Below are 18,704 nucleotides of genomic sequence, written 5' to 3'. Positions count from 1 at the left end.
AATCAAAATCAAGGAATGGCATAGCGCGCCAGCGGCAGCGCGAAATAAGCAAAGATTCCATTTCAATTAGCAAAGGGGCTATAAATGGTATACATTTATAGTCCCTTTTTTTAGTGGAATAAGATAGGAACTCCGTACTGTCAAAGAAGGAGGGCGATGCGAATTTTATATTAGTTTAGTCTTATAAAATTCGGGTACAGGTCTGTGGGGGCGATTCGCCTGGATATAGTGAAAAAAGGTGGTGAGAATTTGGATTACATCAAATACCTGCAAAAAAACATTTCAACGGTTTTGGACTATACCCAAACCCATTTTTCCCTTGTCCTCTGGGCGGTTGGAATTTCTCTTTTACTTTGGATTCCGCTGGGAATGGTAATTACCAAAAACGAAAAATGGGCCAACCGGGTGATAGGCATTGCCAACACAATCTTTTGCATACCAAGCTTGTCGCTGTTTGCAATTTTAATAACCGTGCCTTTTTTGGGGTTAGGCCGGCGGTCAGCCTTAGTTGCGCTGGTGTTGTATGCGATGATGCCGTTGGTAAGGAATGTTTACCAGGGGATTAAGGCTGTCGACAAAAATGTCATTGAAGCTGCCAAAGGCATGGGAATGAGTTCCTGGCAAATTCTCTGGGAAATTGAACTTCCCTTGGCTGCTCCCGTTATTTTTGCCGGTTTCCGGATTACGGTAGTCATGACCACCGGGATAGCAGCAATTGCCACCTACATCGGTGAAAGAAATTTGGGGCGCCTCATTGCCGAAGGTTTAACCCGGTTCAATGTAGAGATGATTGTAGTCGGCGCTTTGCTTATTGCGATTATGGCCATAGCCATGGACAGTATTTTGGGGAAATTTGAAAAAAGAATTGTGCCCCGGGGACTTAGGGTCCGCCGCGGTTAGGTTGCCGGTGCGGCCCCTTCCGGGCATACGCCAATGAGGAGAGTTCAATGTGATTGAGTTAAAAGAAGTAACAAAATTGTATAAGGGTCAGGTTGCTCCGGCTGTTGACCGCCTTTCCCTTACTATCGAAAAAGGGGAAACCTGCACGTTCCTTGGTCCCTCCGGCTGTGGCAAGAGTACCACTTTGCGCATGATTAACCGAATGATCGAACCGAGTTCAGGGACTATCCGCATCAATGGTAAAGATGTGAAAGAGGAGGACCCTAACAAACTCCGGATGGGTATTGGCTACGTTATTCAACAGATCGGTCTGTTACCCCACCGGACGGTTGCCGAGAACATTGCCATAGTACCGCGCTTATACGGTTGGCCCAAAGAGAAAATAAATGAGCGGGTTGACGAACTGCTGCGATTAATTGGCCTAGACCCGGAAATGACCAGGAACAAGTATCCGTCGCAACTCAGCGGGGGTCAAATGCAAAGAATCGGGGTAGCCAGAGCCATGGCGGTTGATCCCCCGGTCATGCTGATGGATGAGCCGTTTGGCGCTGTTGACCCTATCGCCCGGAACTATCTCCAAGACGAGTTTTTGCGGCTGCAGAAAGAAATGAAAAAGACCATTTGTTTTGTAACCCATGACATCAATGAAGCCATTAAGATGGGTGACAAAATTGCCATTTTCAATCAGGGAAAATTGGTTCAACATGGAACACCGCAAGAAATTCTGACCCGGCCTGCTAATGACTTTGTCAGAGATTTTATCGGTTATGACCGGGTTGTAAAGAAATTAAGTTTATTTCAGGTGAAAGAGTTAACCCGGCGGCACATGTGTATTGCCAGTTATGCCGAATTAGCTGATATCTGCCGGAAAATGAACGATGCTAAAGCCGAGGTCTGTTTTATCACCAATGCGGCCGGTGAATGGGACGGCTTTATTACTGCCGCCGAAATTGCCAATAAGGAAAAACTGACAGGCAAATCGGTTTCTCCGGAAAAAGTGCAGGCAATGGCCCTAAACCAAAAACAAGCCGTTGTGCAAGAAACATTTTTGTTGCGGGATGCGCTGTCGCTGATGTTAGAACTAAACACAGACTATCTCGGCGTTTTCGACAGGAACGAGCCGGTAGGCATGATTACTCTGAGTGATATTAGACAGCACTCTAGCAGAAAAGGGGGCGAATAAGTGGTTTGGGGGCGTTTTCAAGAAGCACTTGTTCATAGAGTTCCGGCAGCATTAGCCACCCATATTTTAATGGTTCTGATTACTATTGCGATTGCCATTGCCATTTCTGTTCCGATAGGAGTGCTTTTAACCAGACCTAAGTATAAAAAATATGGGGTTGTTATTTTAAACATCCTTAACCTGCTGCAGACCATTCCCGGTTTGGCCATTGTCGCCCTGGCCATGCCGGTCCTGGGGCTGGGTTTTAAACCTACGATTGTCGCTTTAGTTGTCCAAGGCTTGTTGCCTATTGCCAGGAATACCATTGTCGGTTTAGCCGAGGTAAACCCTGATATCAAAGAGGCAGCGAAAGGCATGGGGATGTCTGAGAAAAAAGTGCTGTACGAAGTTGAACTGCCGTTGGCCATGCCGATCATCTTGGCAGGGGTAAGGACATCTACCGTGTATGTGGTTAGTGCCGGTACTTTGGCTGCTTACATCGGGGGCGGCGGTTTGGGCGATATCATATTAAGCGGCTTAAACATGTTGTGGCCTGAATTCCTCATTGTTGGGGCCGGCATGGGGGCTTTGCTGGCTATATTTCTGGACAGAATGCTGGGATATGTTGAACACCGGATGACTCCGCCAGGATATGGGGTGTAGTCTATAAAAAACTTTTGCCAGGAGGATGATGAAAAAAATAAGGGTTCAATTTGCTGCATGGAGATTACAAAAATATTATTATGCGAGGGAGAGGGTAAAATGAACAAAATGGTAAAATACGGACTGGCAGTAGTGTTGATACTTGCGTTGACGGTGGGAATCGTCGGGTGTGGCGGCAGCAGCCAATCCAATAGTAGCACTACCGCAAAAAATGAAAACAAGCCGACAATTGTTGTTGGCTCCAAGACTTTTACAGAGGCTTTGCTGCTGGGTACTATGACCTACCAATACTTGCAGAGTCTGGGTTATCCGGTGGAAAATAAGGTGGGTCTTGGCGAATTGGCGGTGATCCGGCCGGCACTGGAGTCGAAACAGATCGGCGCTTACTGGGAATACACCGGGACTGTGCTGATCAATGTTATGAAACACGATCCAAGTTTTGATGAAAAAGAAAGCTACAACCTGGTTAAAGAATGGGACGCTAAAAATAATATTATCTGGCTTGACTACGCGCCGCTCAACGACACGTATGCCATCATGGCCAGAAAAGACGTAGCCGACAAGTATAACTTGAAGAGTGTTTCCGATCTGTTTGCCCAGATCAATAAAGGAGAAAAGCTTAAATTTATTACTGCGCAAGAATATGTTGAGCGTCCTGACGGCCTAACTCATCTGGAAACTGTCTATGGCTCTAAGTATCCGCGGGACTTGTGTGTCAATGCGGCTTTAAACATTAGTTATGAAGCCTTGAAAGCCAGCCAGGCTGAAATCGGACTGGCGTTCACAACCGATGCCAGGATTAAAGCATACGGGCTAGTTACGCTTACTGACGACAAGAAGGCTTTCCCGGTCTATAACGCCGCACCGCTCTTTAGAAAAGAGATTATTGATGCTTATCCCCAAATTCCTGAACAAATGAAAAAACTTAGCAGTCTACTGGATAATGATACTATTATGGAGCTAAATAAAGCTGTTGACATTGATAAGAAAAGTGTGGAAGAAGTATCGAAAGAGTTCTTGACCAAAAAAGGGCTGATTAAGTAATGGTTTAACAGGGGAGGGTACGAGGCATGCCGCTTGTGGACGATTTCAGCAAACTTTTTGACGCTCCCGGCTTTATTAAGCCTTACTTACATTTCTTTGCAACCAAGCAGGAAATGCGGCTTGCCGCAACCCTGGGCAAAGAAAGCCTGACAGCCAGAGAGCTTGCCGGGTTGTTAGCACAGCCTGAGGAAGAAATCGAAAGCTGTCTGGAACAAGCCTATTTGCGCCACATCATTGATAAAGACAGCGAAAATGACACCATACGTTACCGGGCCGGCAATTTTTATTCCCGACTGAGAAATTTCTGTCTCTTCGGCAATTATCATATAATTCCCCCAAGGATCCGAAAAAAACTGGATGAATGGGATTTTGCCGAATATCTGAAAAGAAATGATTATTTTAAAGCAGTTCATGATGCTAGCCCGGAATATGACCAGTGTCATAATGAATGGATACTTCTCGTATCTGAGGTAGAAGCAATGATTGATGCGGCAACGGCAATCAGAGTGTTGCCCTGTGATTGTAAGATGTTGGCCGAAAACTGCGACCATTCGCGTGAAATTTGCTTAGTCCTTGATAAGAACCGGGTGACTGACCGGACAGGTGGCCGGGAATTGACCAAGGATGAAGCCAAAAAGTTAATTCGCGAGTTAGACCAAGAAGGTTTGATGCATACCGGTGGGCCGCCAAACTGGCAAGAAACAGGTCCGGCCGTTGTTTGTAACTGTTGTGCGTGTTGTTGTTATCCGTTCAGAGCGGCAATACAGCTGGGCACCAAAGGAAAGTGGCCCAGGTCCCGTTATGTTGCCGTATATGATAAGGAAAAATGCCTTCAATGCGGTTTGTGCGCCAAACGGTGCTATTTTGCCGCATTCCATTTTGCCGGAATGGATGGAAATGAGATGAAACAGATGGCTTTTGACCCCAAATTATGCTGGGGCTGCGGTATTTGTGTGAGTACATGTCCGTCTCAGGCTATACGGCTCGTAAAAATTTCCGGTGGGGAAATGGCTTAAGAAGGATTGGTATCATGTGCTATGCAAACTTCCATCAAGGTTGGAGGTATAGTTAATTTGATCAAAGAGATAACGCTAGGTGAAAAGCCGATTACACTGGAAGAATTTGTAGCGGCAGCCAGATATGGAGCGCAAGTGTCTTTTTCTCATGGATACTGTGGCAGGGTATGCCGCTCCCGGCAATTGGTGGAAAAATTTCTTCAGGAAAACCGGGTGATTTATGGCGTGACCACCGGTTTTGGCGACAATTGGGACAAAGTGATCAGCGCAGCAGATGCGGTTACATTGCAACGAAATATTATCAGATCACATGCTTGTTCGGTAGGCGAGCCGCTAGAGCCGGAAGTAGTCAGGGGAATCATGCTGATGATGCTCTTAAATTTGGGGCAGGGCTATTCCGGAGTCAGTTTGCGGTTGCTGGAAACCATTGCCGGTCTTTTGAACAACAATATTACCCCTGTTGTCCCGAGTCATGGTTCAGTGGGCTATCTAGCGCCTGAAGCCCATATCGCGTTAGTGTTGTTAGGAGAGGGCCAGGCATGGTATCAGGGAGAAATGATAAGCGGCAAGGCTGCGTTGCGGAGTGCGGGCATGGCGCCGGTCGATCTTGGCTGTAAAGAAGGCTTGGCCTTGGTTTCCGGCACAACGTCAGTAACCGCCCTGGCCGCCCTTGCTGTATATGATGCCGTCAACGCCGCTAAAACTGCCGATATTGCCGGAGCCATGAGTTTGGAAGCGTTAAAGGGGACAACCAAGGCCTTCGATCCCAGGTTACAGTCGGTACGACCGCATGAGGACCAGATATTGACAGGCAGTAATATGTTGAAAATTCTGGGAGACAGTGAAATTGCCCTCAAATATAAAGAGTACCGGTTACAGGATGCGCTTTCATTACGGTGCATGCCACAGTTGCATGGCGCGGCCAAGAAAACGTTGAAGGACGCGGTAAAGGCAATTTTAGTGGAAATGAACTCTTGTTGCGATAATCCGGTTGTGTATCCCCAGGGGCATGATGGGGTAGCATTAATGGGTTGTAATGCCGATGGCGCGTTTGTGGGTATTGAGGCCGACTCAGCCTGTATTGCCATGACTAATCTGGCCAAAATGTCTGAACGGCGGATAGAACGGATGATTAACCGGCATGTTAGCGAACTACCGCCGTTTTTAATTGAACAGGCAGGTTTAAACAGCGGTTTTATGGTGCCCCAGTATACGGTGGCAGGCTTATTGGGAGAATTACGGTTATTGTCTCATCCTGCCACGATCGATAATATTCCCACATGTGCCAGCCAGGAAGATTATATCAGTATGGGCTATAATGCTTCCCGTAAGGCATATCAGGCGGTCAGACTGCTGGAATACATTTTGGCAATCGAGCTTTTACACGCTGCTCAGGCATTAGAGTTTCTCAAACCATTGCGCCCGGGCAAGGCAACAGGGGCTGTTCATAATCTAATCCGGCAACAAGTTCCCCGTCTGGAAGAAGATCAGTATTTATACCCGTACATTCAGTATGTCTGGGAACAAGTTCATGAAGGGCGGGTTGTTGAAACCGTGGAAGAAATCGTTGGGATGCTGGAGTTCTGATATTGCTGGATAGCACGTCATAAAAGTCAAAAAAGGGGCTGCGGATACTCTAAGTTTTCCCACAGCCCTTTTTGGCTTTTTATAAACGGCGGTTCTCGCATGTTCAATATTTCATTCTGAAATATTTGCTGACATTAGGGAAACGGCCGCAGGGTTTGTATGTTAATCAATTTCTACGTTATCAAGATCGCGGCCAATCCATCGTGATATTCCAAGAAATTCATTTACGGCAAGCGTTATTGCTTCCGCTTGTTGTTCGTCACTTATTAACTGCCCGGGCTTAACTGCTTTTATAATAACGAACTGACTATATTGCCGGCCTAAGGCCAGATAAAAGTCCTCTTGTTGCGTAAAGGGATTAGCTGCAATGGTGTTATAGGTTTGCAGCCGTGAGTTTAGTTCATTGTTGAATAACATCTTAAACATATAGTGCGCATTGGTTTCCTGGTACTGCCAAAGCGCAATTGGTTTAAGACAAGATTTGTCGAAAACGTCTTTTCCCAATAAATGACGGAGTTTTTTTAGTTTTATATCAAGGCACTGGCGGATGACGTCAAAAATTTTGTTACGGCCGGAGGAGTCACCACATATTTGGTACAAAGCATAATCTACCGCAAAAATCCTCAGATACAATAGTTCTAAGGCAAAAACCTTCTGGCAAATAAGCGGCAAATCAGAAAAATTACTTATCTGCGACCTGGCATGACTTAGGACACTGTTTCTGGTTTTTTCCAGTTCGATTAGTATTTCCGCCCAAGCAAAACCTATCATTTCCGGTTTTTGCCTGCCTTCTAGTCCGGAATAGTGAAAAGCGTCCATAACTTCAGTCCTTTCTTATTCGCCAGGCAGTTTCCCGTCAGGGTATATTTTGGTATCCTAATTTCAGTCTACTTCATCACCTAATTTTTTACAAGTAAATATGTAACTGCTCAAGGACTGATGGCAAGCTTTTAATTTTTGTGAAGTTGTCTGAATATAGCGGATGATGTAAAATAAAACAATAGCAGCACAAAATCGCCGTGAAAGTGATTGTAATTTATGGCGGATTTATGGTGGTGAAATATGAAACCATGGGAACAAGAGCTATAAACTAAAAAAGAGCATGGCAAACAAACCATCCAGGGGACGGTTTTTGAAAAAAATAACAGAAGTTTTATAATTATGTTCAAACCGCAATTACCGAGTAACCTTGCCTTTGAGCTATGAGAATGGCTTGCTCTACAGTGATCTGACGAGTATGTGGTATAGTTTCTGCCTTTTTGTAGAGTTCGGCATTGTAAGGTTCACTTTTTTTAAGGATGTGATAAATGGCGGTCAGCAACATACGTGCAATGGCTATGATAGCACGCTTATGACCGCGGCGCTTTTTGATGGATAAATAGCGGCCTCTGATTTCAGGGTGCTTATCACTTTTAACAACCGCATTAGCGATTTGCACTAAAAGTGGTTTGATATAAACACCGGCACGGGATATGCGCACAGAATATTTTTTGTCCGCGCTCTCGTTGTTTTGAGGGGTCAGGCCTGCCCAAGAACATAAGTGTTTGGCTGTAGGGAACACAGACATATCAACACCGATTTCCGAAATGATAGCGATAGCGGAAAAAGGGTTTTTGATACCTGGCACAGTGGACACTAACGAAAGTTCCTTGGCATAAGGCTCTGAAAGCGAAAGAATTAAGGATTCAAGATTGGCCTTGCACTTTTCCAATTCGTCATAATGCTGAAGAATAATATTCATTTTTTGCTGCTGTTCGGGTGTAATCATTCCGTCTAAGGCCAGACGGATATCGTCCGCCTTACGCAGCATAGAAGCATGAAGAAGAGGAACAAAATCGAAATCCTTGTCGTGAGGATTTTCAAGCAAGTAGTCAATGATTTTCATTGAACTCTTACCGAAAGTATCAGATATCACATTGGCAAGCTGGATATTTGATACAGTAAGGCAATTTTGAATCCGGTTCTTTTCGCTGGAACAAAAGTTTGTGAGCTTGAAACGATAGCGCATTAAATCACGTAACTGACGTATTGGAAGAGGCGGCATAAAGCTACCGGCAACGAGGTCATGCTTAAATAAGTCAGCAATCCATTTGGCATCCTTTTTATCGGTTTTCTTGCCACGGATAGCCTTCACATACTTTGGGTGGGCCAATGTGATTTTACAGGTGGCTTCCAAAATATTGTACACAGGAATCCAATACTTGCCGGTAGATTCCATACAGACATCTGTACATGAATTAGAGTGAAGCCATTCCGATAACTCGCGTAACCCTTTGGTAAAGGTAGAAAAGCGTTTCGACTTGTAAGTGGTAACCCCTTTGTTATCGGTAGAAGCAATACACGCCACAATAAACTTTTTGTGGACGTCAATTCCACAACAGATTGGATAAACGATTTTTAACATTCAAGTCTCCCTTCGCAAAAGATTATTGAGAGAAACAGGCATTGACTGATTGTCCAACAATAAACGAGTTGTTTATACAAAGATAAGTCTCCGTGCTCTAATGGCACACTTATTTGTGCTTGATAGGACAATCTACACATATAAATATGCGGTCAACTCCGAAAGGAGCAGCACACTCACCCCAACGTGATTTGTAGTTGCCTGTAATCTCAACAATCTAGTTTTAAAATAAAATAAGCTCAATGGCAACGGTTTCATCCCGTTTTGTGCCTTGAGCGCAGCGAAAGGAATGGTTATAAATATGAAAAAGCTGGAAGTAGTCCTGCTGGGAAAGCCGGTGGTGTGCTGGCAGGGAAAAAGAATAACCTTTCCGTTTACTAAGCTGGAGGGGCTTTTTTATTATTTGGTCCTGACAAAACAAGCCACCCGTGATGAATTGGCTGCATTGCTTTGGAGCGATACTGACGATACAACTGCCAAAAAGAATCTTAGAAATGCAGTATATCTGTTGAAAAAACTCATTGCCGAAGAATTCCTGCTGACGCCGGGCCGAAATATTATTTTGGTTAATCCGGAATTTGCCCTTGAGATTGATACCGATATGTTTTTGGCTAGTGAAGGGCCGGATAGTAAGAACGGCATTGAACTGTACCGTGGCGAGTTTATGGAGGGTTTTGCCCTAAAAGATGCCGAAGAATTTGAAGCATGGATACTCCGGCAGCGGGAAAGTTTCCGGGAATTATACATCAACCGGGTAAAAAAGCTTGTCGTTACCTTGCTGGACAGTAAGCAGTATTCACAGGCTAAACACTATCTTAAGCAATTGATTCAGGTTGATGAATACAATGAAACTAGCTATCGTACTTTAATGCAACTCTATGAAAGAGAACGGGCATTCAATAAAGCGCTGGAAGTATACCGCAATCTCAAGAACAAACTGGCCAAGGAATTGGGCATAAAACCGGATGCGGCGACAACTGACCTGTATAACCGTATTCAACAGCGAAAAATGGATAGCGCATTGCCTGCCGGCAGTTCTCAACCTCCGGGGGAAGTATTCTTCGGGCGGGAACGGCAGCTTACTATTTTAAAGAATCGTATCAGGCAGTTTCAGAAAACCGATAAATCCTCGCTTATTGTGGTAGTTGGCGAACAAGGGGTAGGCAAGACTGCTTTAGTGCGGCAGTTGGTTAGCTCTATAAACTTAGACGGTATATTGTTGTTTGAAGCCCAGTGTTATCAGGCGGAAGAAAAATACCCATTTAAGCCGTGGAATGGAGTTTTTCGTAAAATTGCTCAGATACTTGAAGAGCAGCAAGTTAAATTGCCTGCCTTGTGGCAACATATTGTATCATATATTTTCCCGGTTGTGGCTGATAGTAGCGTGTTTTCTTCTCCTGACCCGGTTTTAAATTTAGATTTGATGAACTATAATGTGGCGCAGGAAGTCATCTGTGGAATACTCAGTAAAGTGACTGGCAATAAAAAAACTATTATACTGGTGGAAGACATCCAGTGGATCGACCCTAACAGTTTTATGCTTATAAAGCAACTGCTTCTTAATAATCCCGGTAAGTTTCTGGTTATTGCCACTTGCCGCAATGAACCGGAATATCAAAAAAAATTCAACGCTGCCGTGGCGCCGCTGGAAAGACAGGGACTGTTGCTGCGCGTGCCCGTTGACCGGTTTACTTGCGAAGAAGTGGCGGAATTTTCAACTCTTAGGCTGCCGCCGGATAAAGTTACGCCCCAGTTGCTGCGCTCTTTGTATGAATATACTGAGGGAAATGCCTTGTTTTTGGTTGAGTATTTTAATTTGCTTCAGGAAGGCCGGAATATTGACATCATATCGTCCCGCATTCAGAGCATCCTGCGGGACAGGGTATCCGTTGTTTCGGAGAAAGGACGGCTAATCCTGAACATCGCCTCGGTTTTTTTTGATGAGGTCAATAGTAAGCAGGTATTGTCCTTGTGTGGCTTAAGCGAGTTAGAACTGGTGGAAGCGCTGGAAGAACTTCAGGAAAAAAATCTATTGGTGGAAGTTGTCGACCCCAAGTCGGATAAAATTGCCTACCGGTTTTATCATGGCAAAATCCGGGATTTTGTCTATTCGCAGCTTTCGCTTGCGCGGCGCCGGGTGTTGCATGACAAAATCGGCATGATGATGGAAGCTGAGCTGAAAAATGATTTTCGGGACAGAGCCTTGTACTCCGCGCTTTTGTACCACTTTTCCCACTCAGGTAACAAACTTAAGGTTTTGGAGTATACAATTAAAATAGCTGAGGGCTACTCGTATGTAAGTCATGAACTATTTCCGCACATCAGCGACAATTATCTCTACGCCGGTGGTAATTTATGCATGGGTCAGCATCAGGCTGCGAAATATCTGCAGGAAGTGGGCGGCATTATCGACGGTATCAAAGAGACAGAAGGTACTTCCGACAGGCTAAGTTATTTTGAGGCAGCCTATTTGGATATGCTGGGGCGGTATTATATTTGTCAGGACGAACACCGTAAAGGGATACATATAATACATTCGATGATTGACCTTGCTGCCGGAATTGGCGACTACGAGTATGTGGCCAAAGGCTATCAGCAGATTGTGTATTATGGTATCCGGAATAACAAGGCTCCCATTATTGAAAAGTTTGCCAAAAAAATAATTGATATTGCCCGGAAATACAGTTTGAAGGAAAAACTGGCAACAGCACTACGGTTTCTGGGGGTGGCTTACGCTATTAAACTGGAGTATGCCCAGGCGGAAGAATATTATCGTAAATCTATTGCGTTATTTAAAAAAATCGAGGACAACCGTAATAACTATACATTAAGCATTGCGGCCGCGTATAACTATATTGGCGACTTACGACGCTTTGAGAAAAAATTTGGTGAGGCCATTGAATATTATGAACAGGCTATCGAGCTGTGTCTGAAGAAAAATATTTACAAAGGGCTGGCCCTGTTTTACACTAATGCCGGTCACGCGGCTTTTGAAATGAGTGAGTACGGGAATGCTGAACACTATTTGACTGAGGCCGTTAAAATGTACGAATGGCTGGGAGTCCGGTGGGGATATGCCACTTTAAACAGCTTATTGGCGCTTTTGGCAGTAAAGAACGGCAGAATGTACGAAGCGCTGGAAAAGCTGCAAACAGCCGATGATTGTGTAGCAAGGCTCAAAGACATTGGGCAACGAGGGATGGTCTTACGGGCTAAAGCGGAAATTAGGAGTGTTATGGAAATTGACCGGCAGGCCCGGCAGGTATTTGCAGAGTATCTGCCGCTTTCAGTCGAAGAATATTGCCGGCAGGGGCGGGAGGTTTTCGCCAAACTGGGGGATTGCTACGAAATCAATATTTTGGATAATATTTCCAACAAAAATTTACAACAACTATAAATGCTTCGGTTTGAAGATTCAAGACGGTGGACTGGTAAAAGAGCCAATGGGTATGCTGCGCAAGCAGCCCCATTGGCTCTTAAAATTCGGACTCGCACGATGACGCTTCGAAAAAATTTACTTTCTTGAGGATATTCAATTTTTTCATGCGGGCTTGCAGGTTTTGCCGGTGTATTCCCAGGGTTTCGGCAGCTTTCGTAATATTGCCTTTATGGAGGGCAAGGGCATTAAGAATGAGACGTTTTTCCGTAGCGGCAAGGATATCGGGTAACGCGGACATGGGTAAGTTTGCCGGCGGGCTGAAGTATTGGGGCGGGGAGTAGAAGTTGCGTAGGTAATCCGGCAAGTGGTTAGGTGTTAAAACTGTTTCATTGTCGCCAAAGCTTACCGCATATTCCAGAACGTGATACAGCTCCCGGACGTTACCCGGCCATTTATGCGCAGCAAAGATGCTTGCTACTTCCGGTGCCAGGGAGGTAATACGTTTTCCATAAATTTTATTAAACCGTTTTAATAAATTTTCTGCCAGCAGCAGCACGTCTTCTGACCGCTCGCGCAGGGGAGGAATGGTTAGATTGACAACAGCAATCCGGTAATAAAAGTCTTCGCGCATTTTGCCTTCACGTAACAGTGTCCGGCAATCAACATTGGTTGCGCTTATGATCCGGCAGTAAATGGGAATTTCCTTACGGTCGCCCAGCCTGCGGACCCGCTTTTCTTCCAGTGCTCTTAAGAGTTTAGACTGCAAAACTAGACTCATGCTGTTAACTTCATCCAAAAAGAGGGTACCGCCGCCTGCCTGTTCCAATAGTCCGGGGGTGTTCTCGGCGCCGGTAAAAGCTCCTTTGACTGTGCCAAATATGATTCCTTCCAGCAGAGTTTCAGGAATTGCCGCGCAGTTTACCGCTACAAACGGTTCGGCAGCAGCTTGACCGTAATTGTGGATACTTTGGGCAAATAATTCTTTACCTGTGCCGGTTTCACCTGTTAGCAACACCGGGGCACAGCCGAGTGCCGCTTTTTTGGCTTTGTCAATTACTGCCTGTATTTGGCTGCTGGTACCCAAGATGTCGCTGAAAGTATAAGTAGCGCCGGTTCCGGATTGCTTAGCTGTCTGCGTATGGTGCTGCAACTGTCCTTGAAGGTCGATTACTTTATTGAGTAAATTCGCCATTTCGGTTATATTTTTATTTATCGAACAAACAGCGATAATTTCACCATTGCGCTTAATCGGAACAAAACTGGACAGCATATGCACTTCCCGGTGATCGACCGTCATATACTTTTGATACTTATCCAGGACCGGTTGGCCACTTTTAAATACCGCCAGTAATTCGGCCAGCATATTTTGGCGGTGAGCCGGTTCGAACCGTTCAATTTTATTATTGTAGAATAGTTCATTGCCATGCTTATCAATAACATATAAGGCATCCTGGATATATCCGGTCATAGTTTCCAGGAACAAAAGCCTATCTTCCCAATCGCGCATAGAGTGCCTCCGGCCTTCCGTTATTTCTTATAATTTTATAATGCAAGATTTTATTGCGCAACTATTTATTGCGATTTTGTGAATTTTTGCAGTGATACTGACAGTGACCTAACTCTTCCCTAGTGAAAATTGACAAAAACAATGAATTTTTGTTGTTATTTACGATGAAAAACCAGCGTTGGTATAAATTTTGCATGCTACAACAGTAGTGTAACAGATGGCAAAAGAGGTGCGTACAAGAAACAATGAAAGAAGATGTGGTTGTTTTAACAGGTAAGACTTTAACCATTGAAGAAGTGGTCCGGGTGGCCCGTCACAATGCCAAGGTGGAGTTTCATCCTGAGGCGCAGGCAACTTGTGAAAAATCGCGGGAATTTGTATACCGGCTGGCGGAGAGCAATATTCCTGTATACGGTTTTACTACCGGGGTCGGAGCAAATAAGGATAAAAAAGTTGAAGCCGCTTACTACAATGAATATAACGTCAGCCTGGTCAGGTCGCACTGCGTAGCCGTGGGACCTGAGGCCACGCTGGCGGAGGTCAGGGCCATGATGGTAATCCGGTTGAACACGCTTTTGTTGGGAAACACGGGCATGAGTCCGGCTATCGCCGTAATGTACCGGGATATGCTCAACAAGGAAGTGACACCGGTGGTGCCCGAAAGAGGCTCAATTGGGGAAGCCGATATTGCCTGTTTGTCCCATATCGCCCTGACCATGATCGGGGAAGGCCAGGCGTACTATAAAGGGGAAAAAATGGCGGCGTCGGCGGCATTGGCCAAGGCCGGGCTTGAGCCGGTCATGCTGGGACCGAAAGACGGGCTTGCCCTTGTCAGCTCTAACGCGCTGGCGGCCGGTCAAGGCTCGCTTGTTCTGTACGACATCGCCAAACTGGTTGAGCTTGCCGACATTATTTACAGCTTTAGCCTTGAGGCTTTTAAAGGTAATGTCAGTCCGCTACATGAAGAGGTTAACCGTATAAGGCCGTTTAAGGGACAAAATGAGAGCGCCGCTCATGTCAGAGCATTGCTCACCGGCAGCTATTTGTGGATTCCGGGTATTGCCGACGCTCTCCAGGACCCGCTCTCCTTCCGCTGCGCCTGCCATATTCACGGTGCTGTGCGGGATGCCCTGCGGTATGTGGAAGACCTGATGAAGATACAACTGAATTCATCTGATGACAACCCCTGTGTGCTGATTGAGCAGAATGCCATCCTGTCCTGCGGTAACTTTGAGCCGGTTAGCTGGGCCATCGGGTTTGAAATGCTGGGGATCGCGTTGAGCCACTTGTCTAAAGCAGCCTGTTTCCGGACAATTAAGCTAAGTTCGGAATATTTCAGCGGCCTGCCCCGGTTTCTCTCGCCTGATCCCGACCATGTAATCGCTTTTGGCACCATTCAGAAACCCTTTACTGCTTTGGATGCGGAAATCAGGCATCTGGCCAATCCGGTTAGCATGGACTTCTACGCGGTGGCCGGCAATATCGAGGACCATGCCAATAACACTCCCTATGTGGTGCAAAAGACCAGAAAAATCATTGATAATCTTTATTATATTCTGGGTATTGAGGCTATGCATGCCGCTCAAGCCTGTGATTTACGGCAGGAACCGGAATTTAAGCTGGGGGTTGCGGGGCAGGTGGTTTATCGAAAGATACGCGAAGCAGTACCTTTCCTGGCTAAGGACAGAAACCTGACCATCGACATCGCAAACGCTTATGAGTTATTGAAGTCCGGTGTCATTCAGCAAGAGTTGAGCCACTTATCCGGGGTTTAGTATTGGTCCACTCAACCTGTGAGTTAGCAGTAGATGCTGCATGAAATCCGGCAGAAAGGGGGATCAAGCTAACGGGAAGCAGATTTCATGAGCAACCCAAATCATGGCATCCGGGTTGAGGACTATAGATAGCAGACAATCGAATAAAATAACAGGAGGTTAGAAAATGAACCCAGGAGGAAAACGGATCAGATGGACAATATTTGTTCCGATGATGCTGATTGTTTCCGCTTGTATTATCGCCGCAGTAACCGTTCCCAAAAGCTTTTTTGACATAGAAAACGCGATAGTAGAAGCGGCAATCAATAATTTTGGCTGGTTGTTTGACTTATTTGGCGTGGTTGCAGTTCTCAGTTGCTTTTATTTATTATTTTCAAAATACGGTGATGTGCGCTTGGGCGGACCTGACGCCAAACCGGAATTTGCCACCTGGAACTGGTTTGCCATTACCCTTACTTCCGGCATTGCGGTAGGTATCCTGTTTTGGGGTATTGCCGAACCGCTGTATCATTTCTGTACACCGCCGAAGGTACTTGGCATTCAGCCTTATAGCGAAGCTGCCGGGATATTTGCCATGTCTACCGCAACCCTGCATTGGACGTTAACTCCCTATGCCATGTATACTCTGGGGGGACTGATTGTCGGCCTGACTCACTATAATCTAAAGCTTCCCTACACGCAAGGAGCTACTCTGTACCCCATCTTTAAACAACGTTCTTTCGGCCTGGCAGGCACGGTACTGGATAACCTTTGCCTGTTCGCCATCATTGGTGGTGTAGCAGCCGTTATGGGCGTGCTGGCCATGCAGATCGGCAGCGGTCTGCATATTCTCACCGGTGTGGAAACCGGACCGGTTATCTGGTCGATAGTCATCATTATAACCACCATAGCCTCTATCGGGTTTAGCTATGGCGGTATTAAGAAAAGTATCAACTGGCTGGCCAGCCAGAACACCAAAATATTCCTGGGACTCATGTGCTTTGTATTAGTATTTGGGCCTACCGCCTTTATCCTGAAACTGGGTACCCAGTCTCTTGCCGATTACCTGCAGCACTTTTTTACCAAGTCGCTGTTTTTGAGTCCTATCGACCAGTCGGACTGGCCCAGATGGTGGACGGTTTACTATTGGGCCATCTGGCTGGCCTACGCGCCGATGAGCGGCATGTTCTTCGCCAGGATTGCCTATGGCCGCACAATCAAGGAATTTATTATGTGCAATCTTGTGGCCACTTCTGTTTTCGGTATGGTCTGGTTCTGGATATTCGGCGGTTCAGCCGTATATTATGAGTGGCAAAACCACAGCCTGTGGACCATTATCTCATCGCCGCAGGGCGGCTTGGAAGCATCGCTGTTTGCCTTTTTGCAGAATCTTCCTTTATCAACCGTCTTTAGCTGGATTATGCTGGGTACTATCATTATCTCCTATACCACCATGTCGGACTCCATGACTACGACGGTAGCGGCCATGAATACAACCGGCAACACCAAAGATGACCCGGAACCCCCGCAATACATGAAAATTGTCTGGGGAGCGGTGATGGGCGGCATGGCTCTCATTACTTTGACCGTAGGTACCGGCGGCAAGGTTTCCGGTATCGACGCAACCAAAATGATTGCCACCGTGGCCGGGATACCTATTCTTTTCTATGCCATCGCACAAGTTTATTCTATTTTTGCGATACTGTTCAACCCCAAAAAGTATGATGTTGCCTATTACCCTGAAACCGCGGAAAAAGCTGACATCCCGGCTGAACTCGCCGATGATGTCGAAGAGGGGCCAACAAGCGTAAGCGGTTAAGTGGTGTAACTGGTAAAGTATATGACTGGGCCCGGTAGTCAATGCTGGCTGATGATTACCGGGCTTAGTGGCAATTTGGACAGCATTGGGTGTTTCCAAATAATCCGGAAGGTGTGGGTAAATATGAAAGTAGAGATCAGTATGCAGGTAAACGGCAAACAGTATCACCTGACTGTAGCGCCGGAAGAACGGCTCATCGACGTACTGCGGCAAAGACTCCGCCTGACGGGAGCCAAAGAAGGCTGCGGTGAGGGGGAATGCGGTGCTTGTACCGTTATCATGGACGGAAAGGCTGTTAATTCGTGCATGGTACTTGCCTATCAGGCCCGAGGCGCGAACATTCTTACCATCGAAGGACTGGCCCCCCAGGGGGAACTGGACGTCATCCAACAGGCGTTTGTGGCTAACGGCGCGGTTCAGTGCGGCTATTGCACACCCGGAATGATTATGGCGGCAAAGGCTTTACTGATGAACAATCCTAACCCATCGGTAGAAGAGATCAAAACGGCAATTGCCGGCAATCTGTGCCGTTGTACAGGGTATGTAAATATTGTTAAAGCCATTCAAGCTGCCGCCTGCGCTTTGAAAGGAGCGGATGCAAGTGAGTAGGGCGGCATTCCGGATAACCGGATTTGATAATTTGCCCGGTGTTGTCACTGAGTTAAAGCAGAACCCGGGTACGGTCACTTTCATTAACGGCGGTACCGACTTTATTAACCAGATGGGTAAGAAAAAGCATGATTGGGTCATTGATTTATCCCAGGTAAAAGATTTAAAATACATTAAACAAGAAGACGGACTGCTCAAAATTGGTGCGGGAACGACCTTTGCGGAAATTGCGGCAAGTCAGACTGTCAGAGAGACGGCTGAGGCTCTGGCCCAGGCGGCAGGACAAGTAGGTTCGGTACAAATCCGTAACCGGGCGACAATTGGCGGTAATGTTGCATCGGCGTCCCCGGCCGGTGACAGCCTGCCTGTTCTTGCTGCTTTTGACGCCCGGATCGTTGTTGTCGGGCCGGCGGGAACGCGGACCATTCCGGTCATGCAAGCCATTGCTGATGAAGGCGGATCTTCGCTTAAGGAAAAAGAACTGATTACCGCGGTTTTACTGCCGCTTGCCGGTAATTGCCGGAGCGGTTTTAAGAAAATCGGCAGCCGCAGTGCTGTGACCATTGCCCGGATTAGTATGGCGATGGTGGCAGAATATGACAAGCAAACAAATACCATTGTTACCGGGAAAATTGCCTTAGGCGCGTTGGGCTGCCGGCCTGTATGCCCGGCGAAGGCCCGGGAGTTTATGACCGGACGGAAGCTTGACCGGGAGCTGGCCGCCGGTCTGGCTGACATATTATCGGAAACCGTCAATGAAGCAATACCAGGCCGGGAATCGCGGCCCTATAAAGCGGCAGCCGTTAAAGGTCTGGCGTTTGATATGATAAACAGCTTGTTTGGATGTTGCTTTGAATAAA

Annotated in this window: 14 protein-coding genes; 11 read left to right on the top strand and 3 right to left on the bottom strand. The window is 46.3% G+C overall.

What is annotated here, in order from left to right; genetic code table 11:
• Positions 1 to 249: 249 nt before the first annotated feature.
• The 6 genes from SCACP_RS17650 (at position 250) to SCACP_RS17625 (ending at position 6,372) form a co-directional block, all read left to right on the top strand.
• Positions 250 to 900, top strand: a complete 651-nt coding sequence (locus SCACP_RS17650; protein ID WP_425058806.1) for an ABC transporter permease — start codon at positions 250 to 252, stop codon at positions 898 to 900.
• A 49-nt stretch (positions 901 to 949) separates the two neighbouring features.
• Entirely contained in the window at positions 950 to 2,083 is a 1,134-nt protein-coding gene (locus tag SCACP_RS17645) for a betaine/proline/choline family ABC transporter ATP-binding protein (RefSeq protein WP_425058805.1), read from the top strand.
• Complete coding sequence (locus tag SCACP_RS17640) at positions 2,084 to 2,725, top strand: ABC transporter permease (RefSeq protein WP_425058804.1); 642 nt, start codon at positions 2,084 to 2,086, stop codon at positions 2,723 to 2,725. It begins immediately after the preceding gene.
• A 99-nt stretch (positions 2,726 to 2,824) separates the two neighbouring features.
• The gene (locus SCACP_RS17635; RefSeq protein ID WP_425058803.1) at positions 2,825 to 3,769 is read left to right on the top strand and encodes a glycine betaine ABC transporter substrate-binding protein; all 945 of its coding nucleotides are present in this window, start codon (positions 2,825 to 2,827) and stop codon (positions 3,767 to 3,769) included.
• Between the two features lie 26 nt (positions 3,770 to 3,795).
• On the top strand, positions 3,796 to 4,785 hold the full coding sequence (locus SCACP_RS17630; RefSeq protein WP_425058802.1) for a 4Fe-4S binding protein: 990 nt from the start codon (positions 3,796 to 3,798) through the stop codon (positions 4,783 to 4,785).
• Between the two features lie 57 nt (positions 4,786 to 4,842).
• The gene (locus SCACP_RS17625) at positions 4,843 to 6,372 is read left to right on the top strand and encodes an HAL/PAL/TAL family ammonia-lyase (RefSeq protein ID WP_425058801.1); all 1,530 of its coding nucleotides are present in this window, start codon (positions 4,843 to 4,845) and stop codon (positions 6,370 to 6,372) included.
• Between the two features lie 162 nt (positions 6,373 to 6,534).
• Here the strand turns inward: SCACP_RS17625 and SCACP_RS17620 are convergent, their stop codons facing one another.
• Positions 6,535 to 7,191 carry a hypothetical protein gene (locus tag SCACP_RS17620; RefSeq protein WP_425058800.1) on the bottom strand — a complete coding sequence of 219 codons (657 nt, stop codon included), beginning with the start codon at positions 7,189 to 7,191 and terminating at the stop codon, positions 6,535 to 6,537.
• 346 nt (positions 7,192 to 7,537) lie between these two features.
• Entirely contained in the window at positions 7,538 to 8,776 is a 1,239-nt protein-coding gene (locus SCACP_RS17615) for an IS110 family transposase (protein ID WP_425058799.1), read from the bottom strand.
• A gap of 271 nt (positions 8,777 to 9,047) precedes the next feature.
• On the opposite strand from SCACP_RS17615, the gene SCACP_RS17610 reads away from it, so the two are divergent.
• Entirely contained in the window at positions 9,048 to 12,173 is a 3,126-nt protein-coding gene (locus SCACP_RS17610) for an AAA family ATPase (RefSeq protein ID WP_425058798.1), read from the top strand.
• A 79-nt stretch (positions 12,174 to 12,252) separates the two neighbouring features.
• Here SCACP_RS17610 and SCACP_RS17605 read toward each other — a convergent pair whose 3' ends face one another.
• Positions 12,253 to 13,662, bottom strand: a complete 1,410-nt coding sequence (locus SCACP_RS17605) for a sigma-54 interaction domain-containing protein (RefSeq protein ID WP_425058797.1) — start codon at positions 13,660 to 13,662, stop codon at positions 12,253 to 12,255.
• Between the two features lie 245 nt (positions 13,663 to 13,907).
• On the opposite strand from SCACP_RS17605, the gene SCACP_RS17600 reads away from it, so the two are divergent.
• The 4 genes from SCACP_RS17600 (at position 13,908) to SCACP_RS17585 (ending at position 18,703) form a co-directional block, all read left to right on the top strand.
• A complete protein-coding gene (locus SCACP_RS17600; RefSeq protein WP_425058796.1) occupies positions 13,908 to 15,437 on the top strand; it encodes an HAL/PAL/TAL family ammonia-lyase in 1,530 nt (509 codons plus the stop codon).
• A 166-nt stretch (positions 15,438 to 15,603) separates the two neighbouring features.
• Positions 15,604 to 17,235: a BCCT family transporter gene (locus SCACP_RS17595; protein ID WP_425058795.1), complete on the top strand. Its 1,632-nt coding sequence runs from the start codon at positions 15,604 to 15,606 to the stop codon at positions 17,233 to 17,235.
• 123 nt (positions 17,236 to 17,358) lie between these two features.
• Positions 17,359 to 17,844: a (2Fe-2S)-binding protein gene (locus SCACP_RS17590; protein ID WP_425058794.1), complete on the top strand. Its 486-nt coding sequence runs from the start codon at positions 17,359 to 17,361 to the stop codon at positions 17,842 to 17,844.
• Positions 17,837 to 18,703, top strand: coding sequence for an FAD binding domain-containing protein (locus SCACP_RS17585; RefSeq protein ID WP_425058793.1), 867 nt, complete (start codon positions 17,837 to 17,839; stop codon positions 18,701 to 18,703). Before SCACP_RS17590 ends, SCACP_RS17585 begins: the two co-directional genes overlap by 8 nt.
• Position 18,704: the final 1 nt, after the last annotated feature.

This window comes from Sporomusaceae bacterium ACPt (assembly GCA_041428575.1).
Lineage (GTDB): Bacteria > Bacillota > Negativicutes > Sporomusales > Sporomusaceae > Sporomusa_D > Sporomusa_D carbonis.
The sequence above is the reverse complement of the archived record's forward strand: the minus strand, read 5'-3'. Positions and strand labels throughout refer to the sequence as shown.

Bases quoted from the DNA above. Each gene is read 5' to 3' on its own strand.
- SCACP_RS17635 (WP_425058803.1), top strand. From the start codon at position 2,825: ATGAACAAAATGGTAAAATACGGACTGGCAGTAGTGTTGATACTTGCG.
- SCACP_RS17630 (WP_425058802.1), top strand. From the start codon at position 3,796: ATGCCGCTTGTGGACGATTTCAGCAAACTTTTTGACGCTCCCGGCTTT.
- SCACP_RS17620 (WP_425058800.1), bottom strand. From the start codon at position 7,191: ATGGACGCTTTTCACTATTCCGGACTAGAAGGCAGGCAAAAACCGGAA.
- SCACP_RS17615 (WP_425058799.1), bottom strand. From the start codon at position 8,776: ATGTTAAAAATCGTTTATCCAATCTGTTGTGGAATTGACGTCCACAAA.
- SCACP_RS17605 (WP_425058797.1), bottom strand. From the start codon at position 13,662: ATGCGCGATTGGGAAGATAGGCTTTTGTTCCTGGAAACTATGACCGGA.
- SCACP_RS17600 (WP_425058796.1), top strand. From the start codon at position 13,908: ATGAAAGAAGATGTGGTTGTTTTAACAGGTAAGACTTTAACCATTGAA.
- SCACP_RS17595 (WP_425058795.1), top strand. From the start codon at position 15,604: ATGAACCCAGGAGGAAAACGGATCAGATGGACAATATTTGTTCCGATG.
- SCACP_RS17590 (WP_425058794.1), top strand. From the start codon at position 17,359: ATGAAAGTAGAGATCAGTATGCAGGTAAACGGCAAACAGTATCACCTG.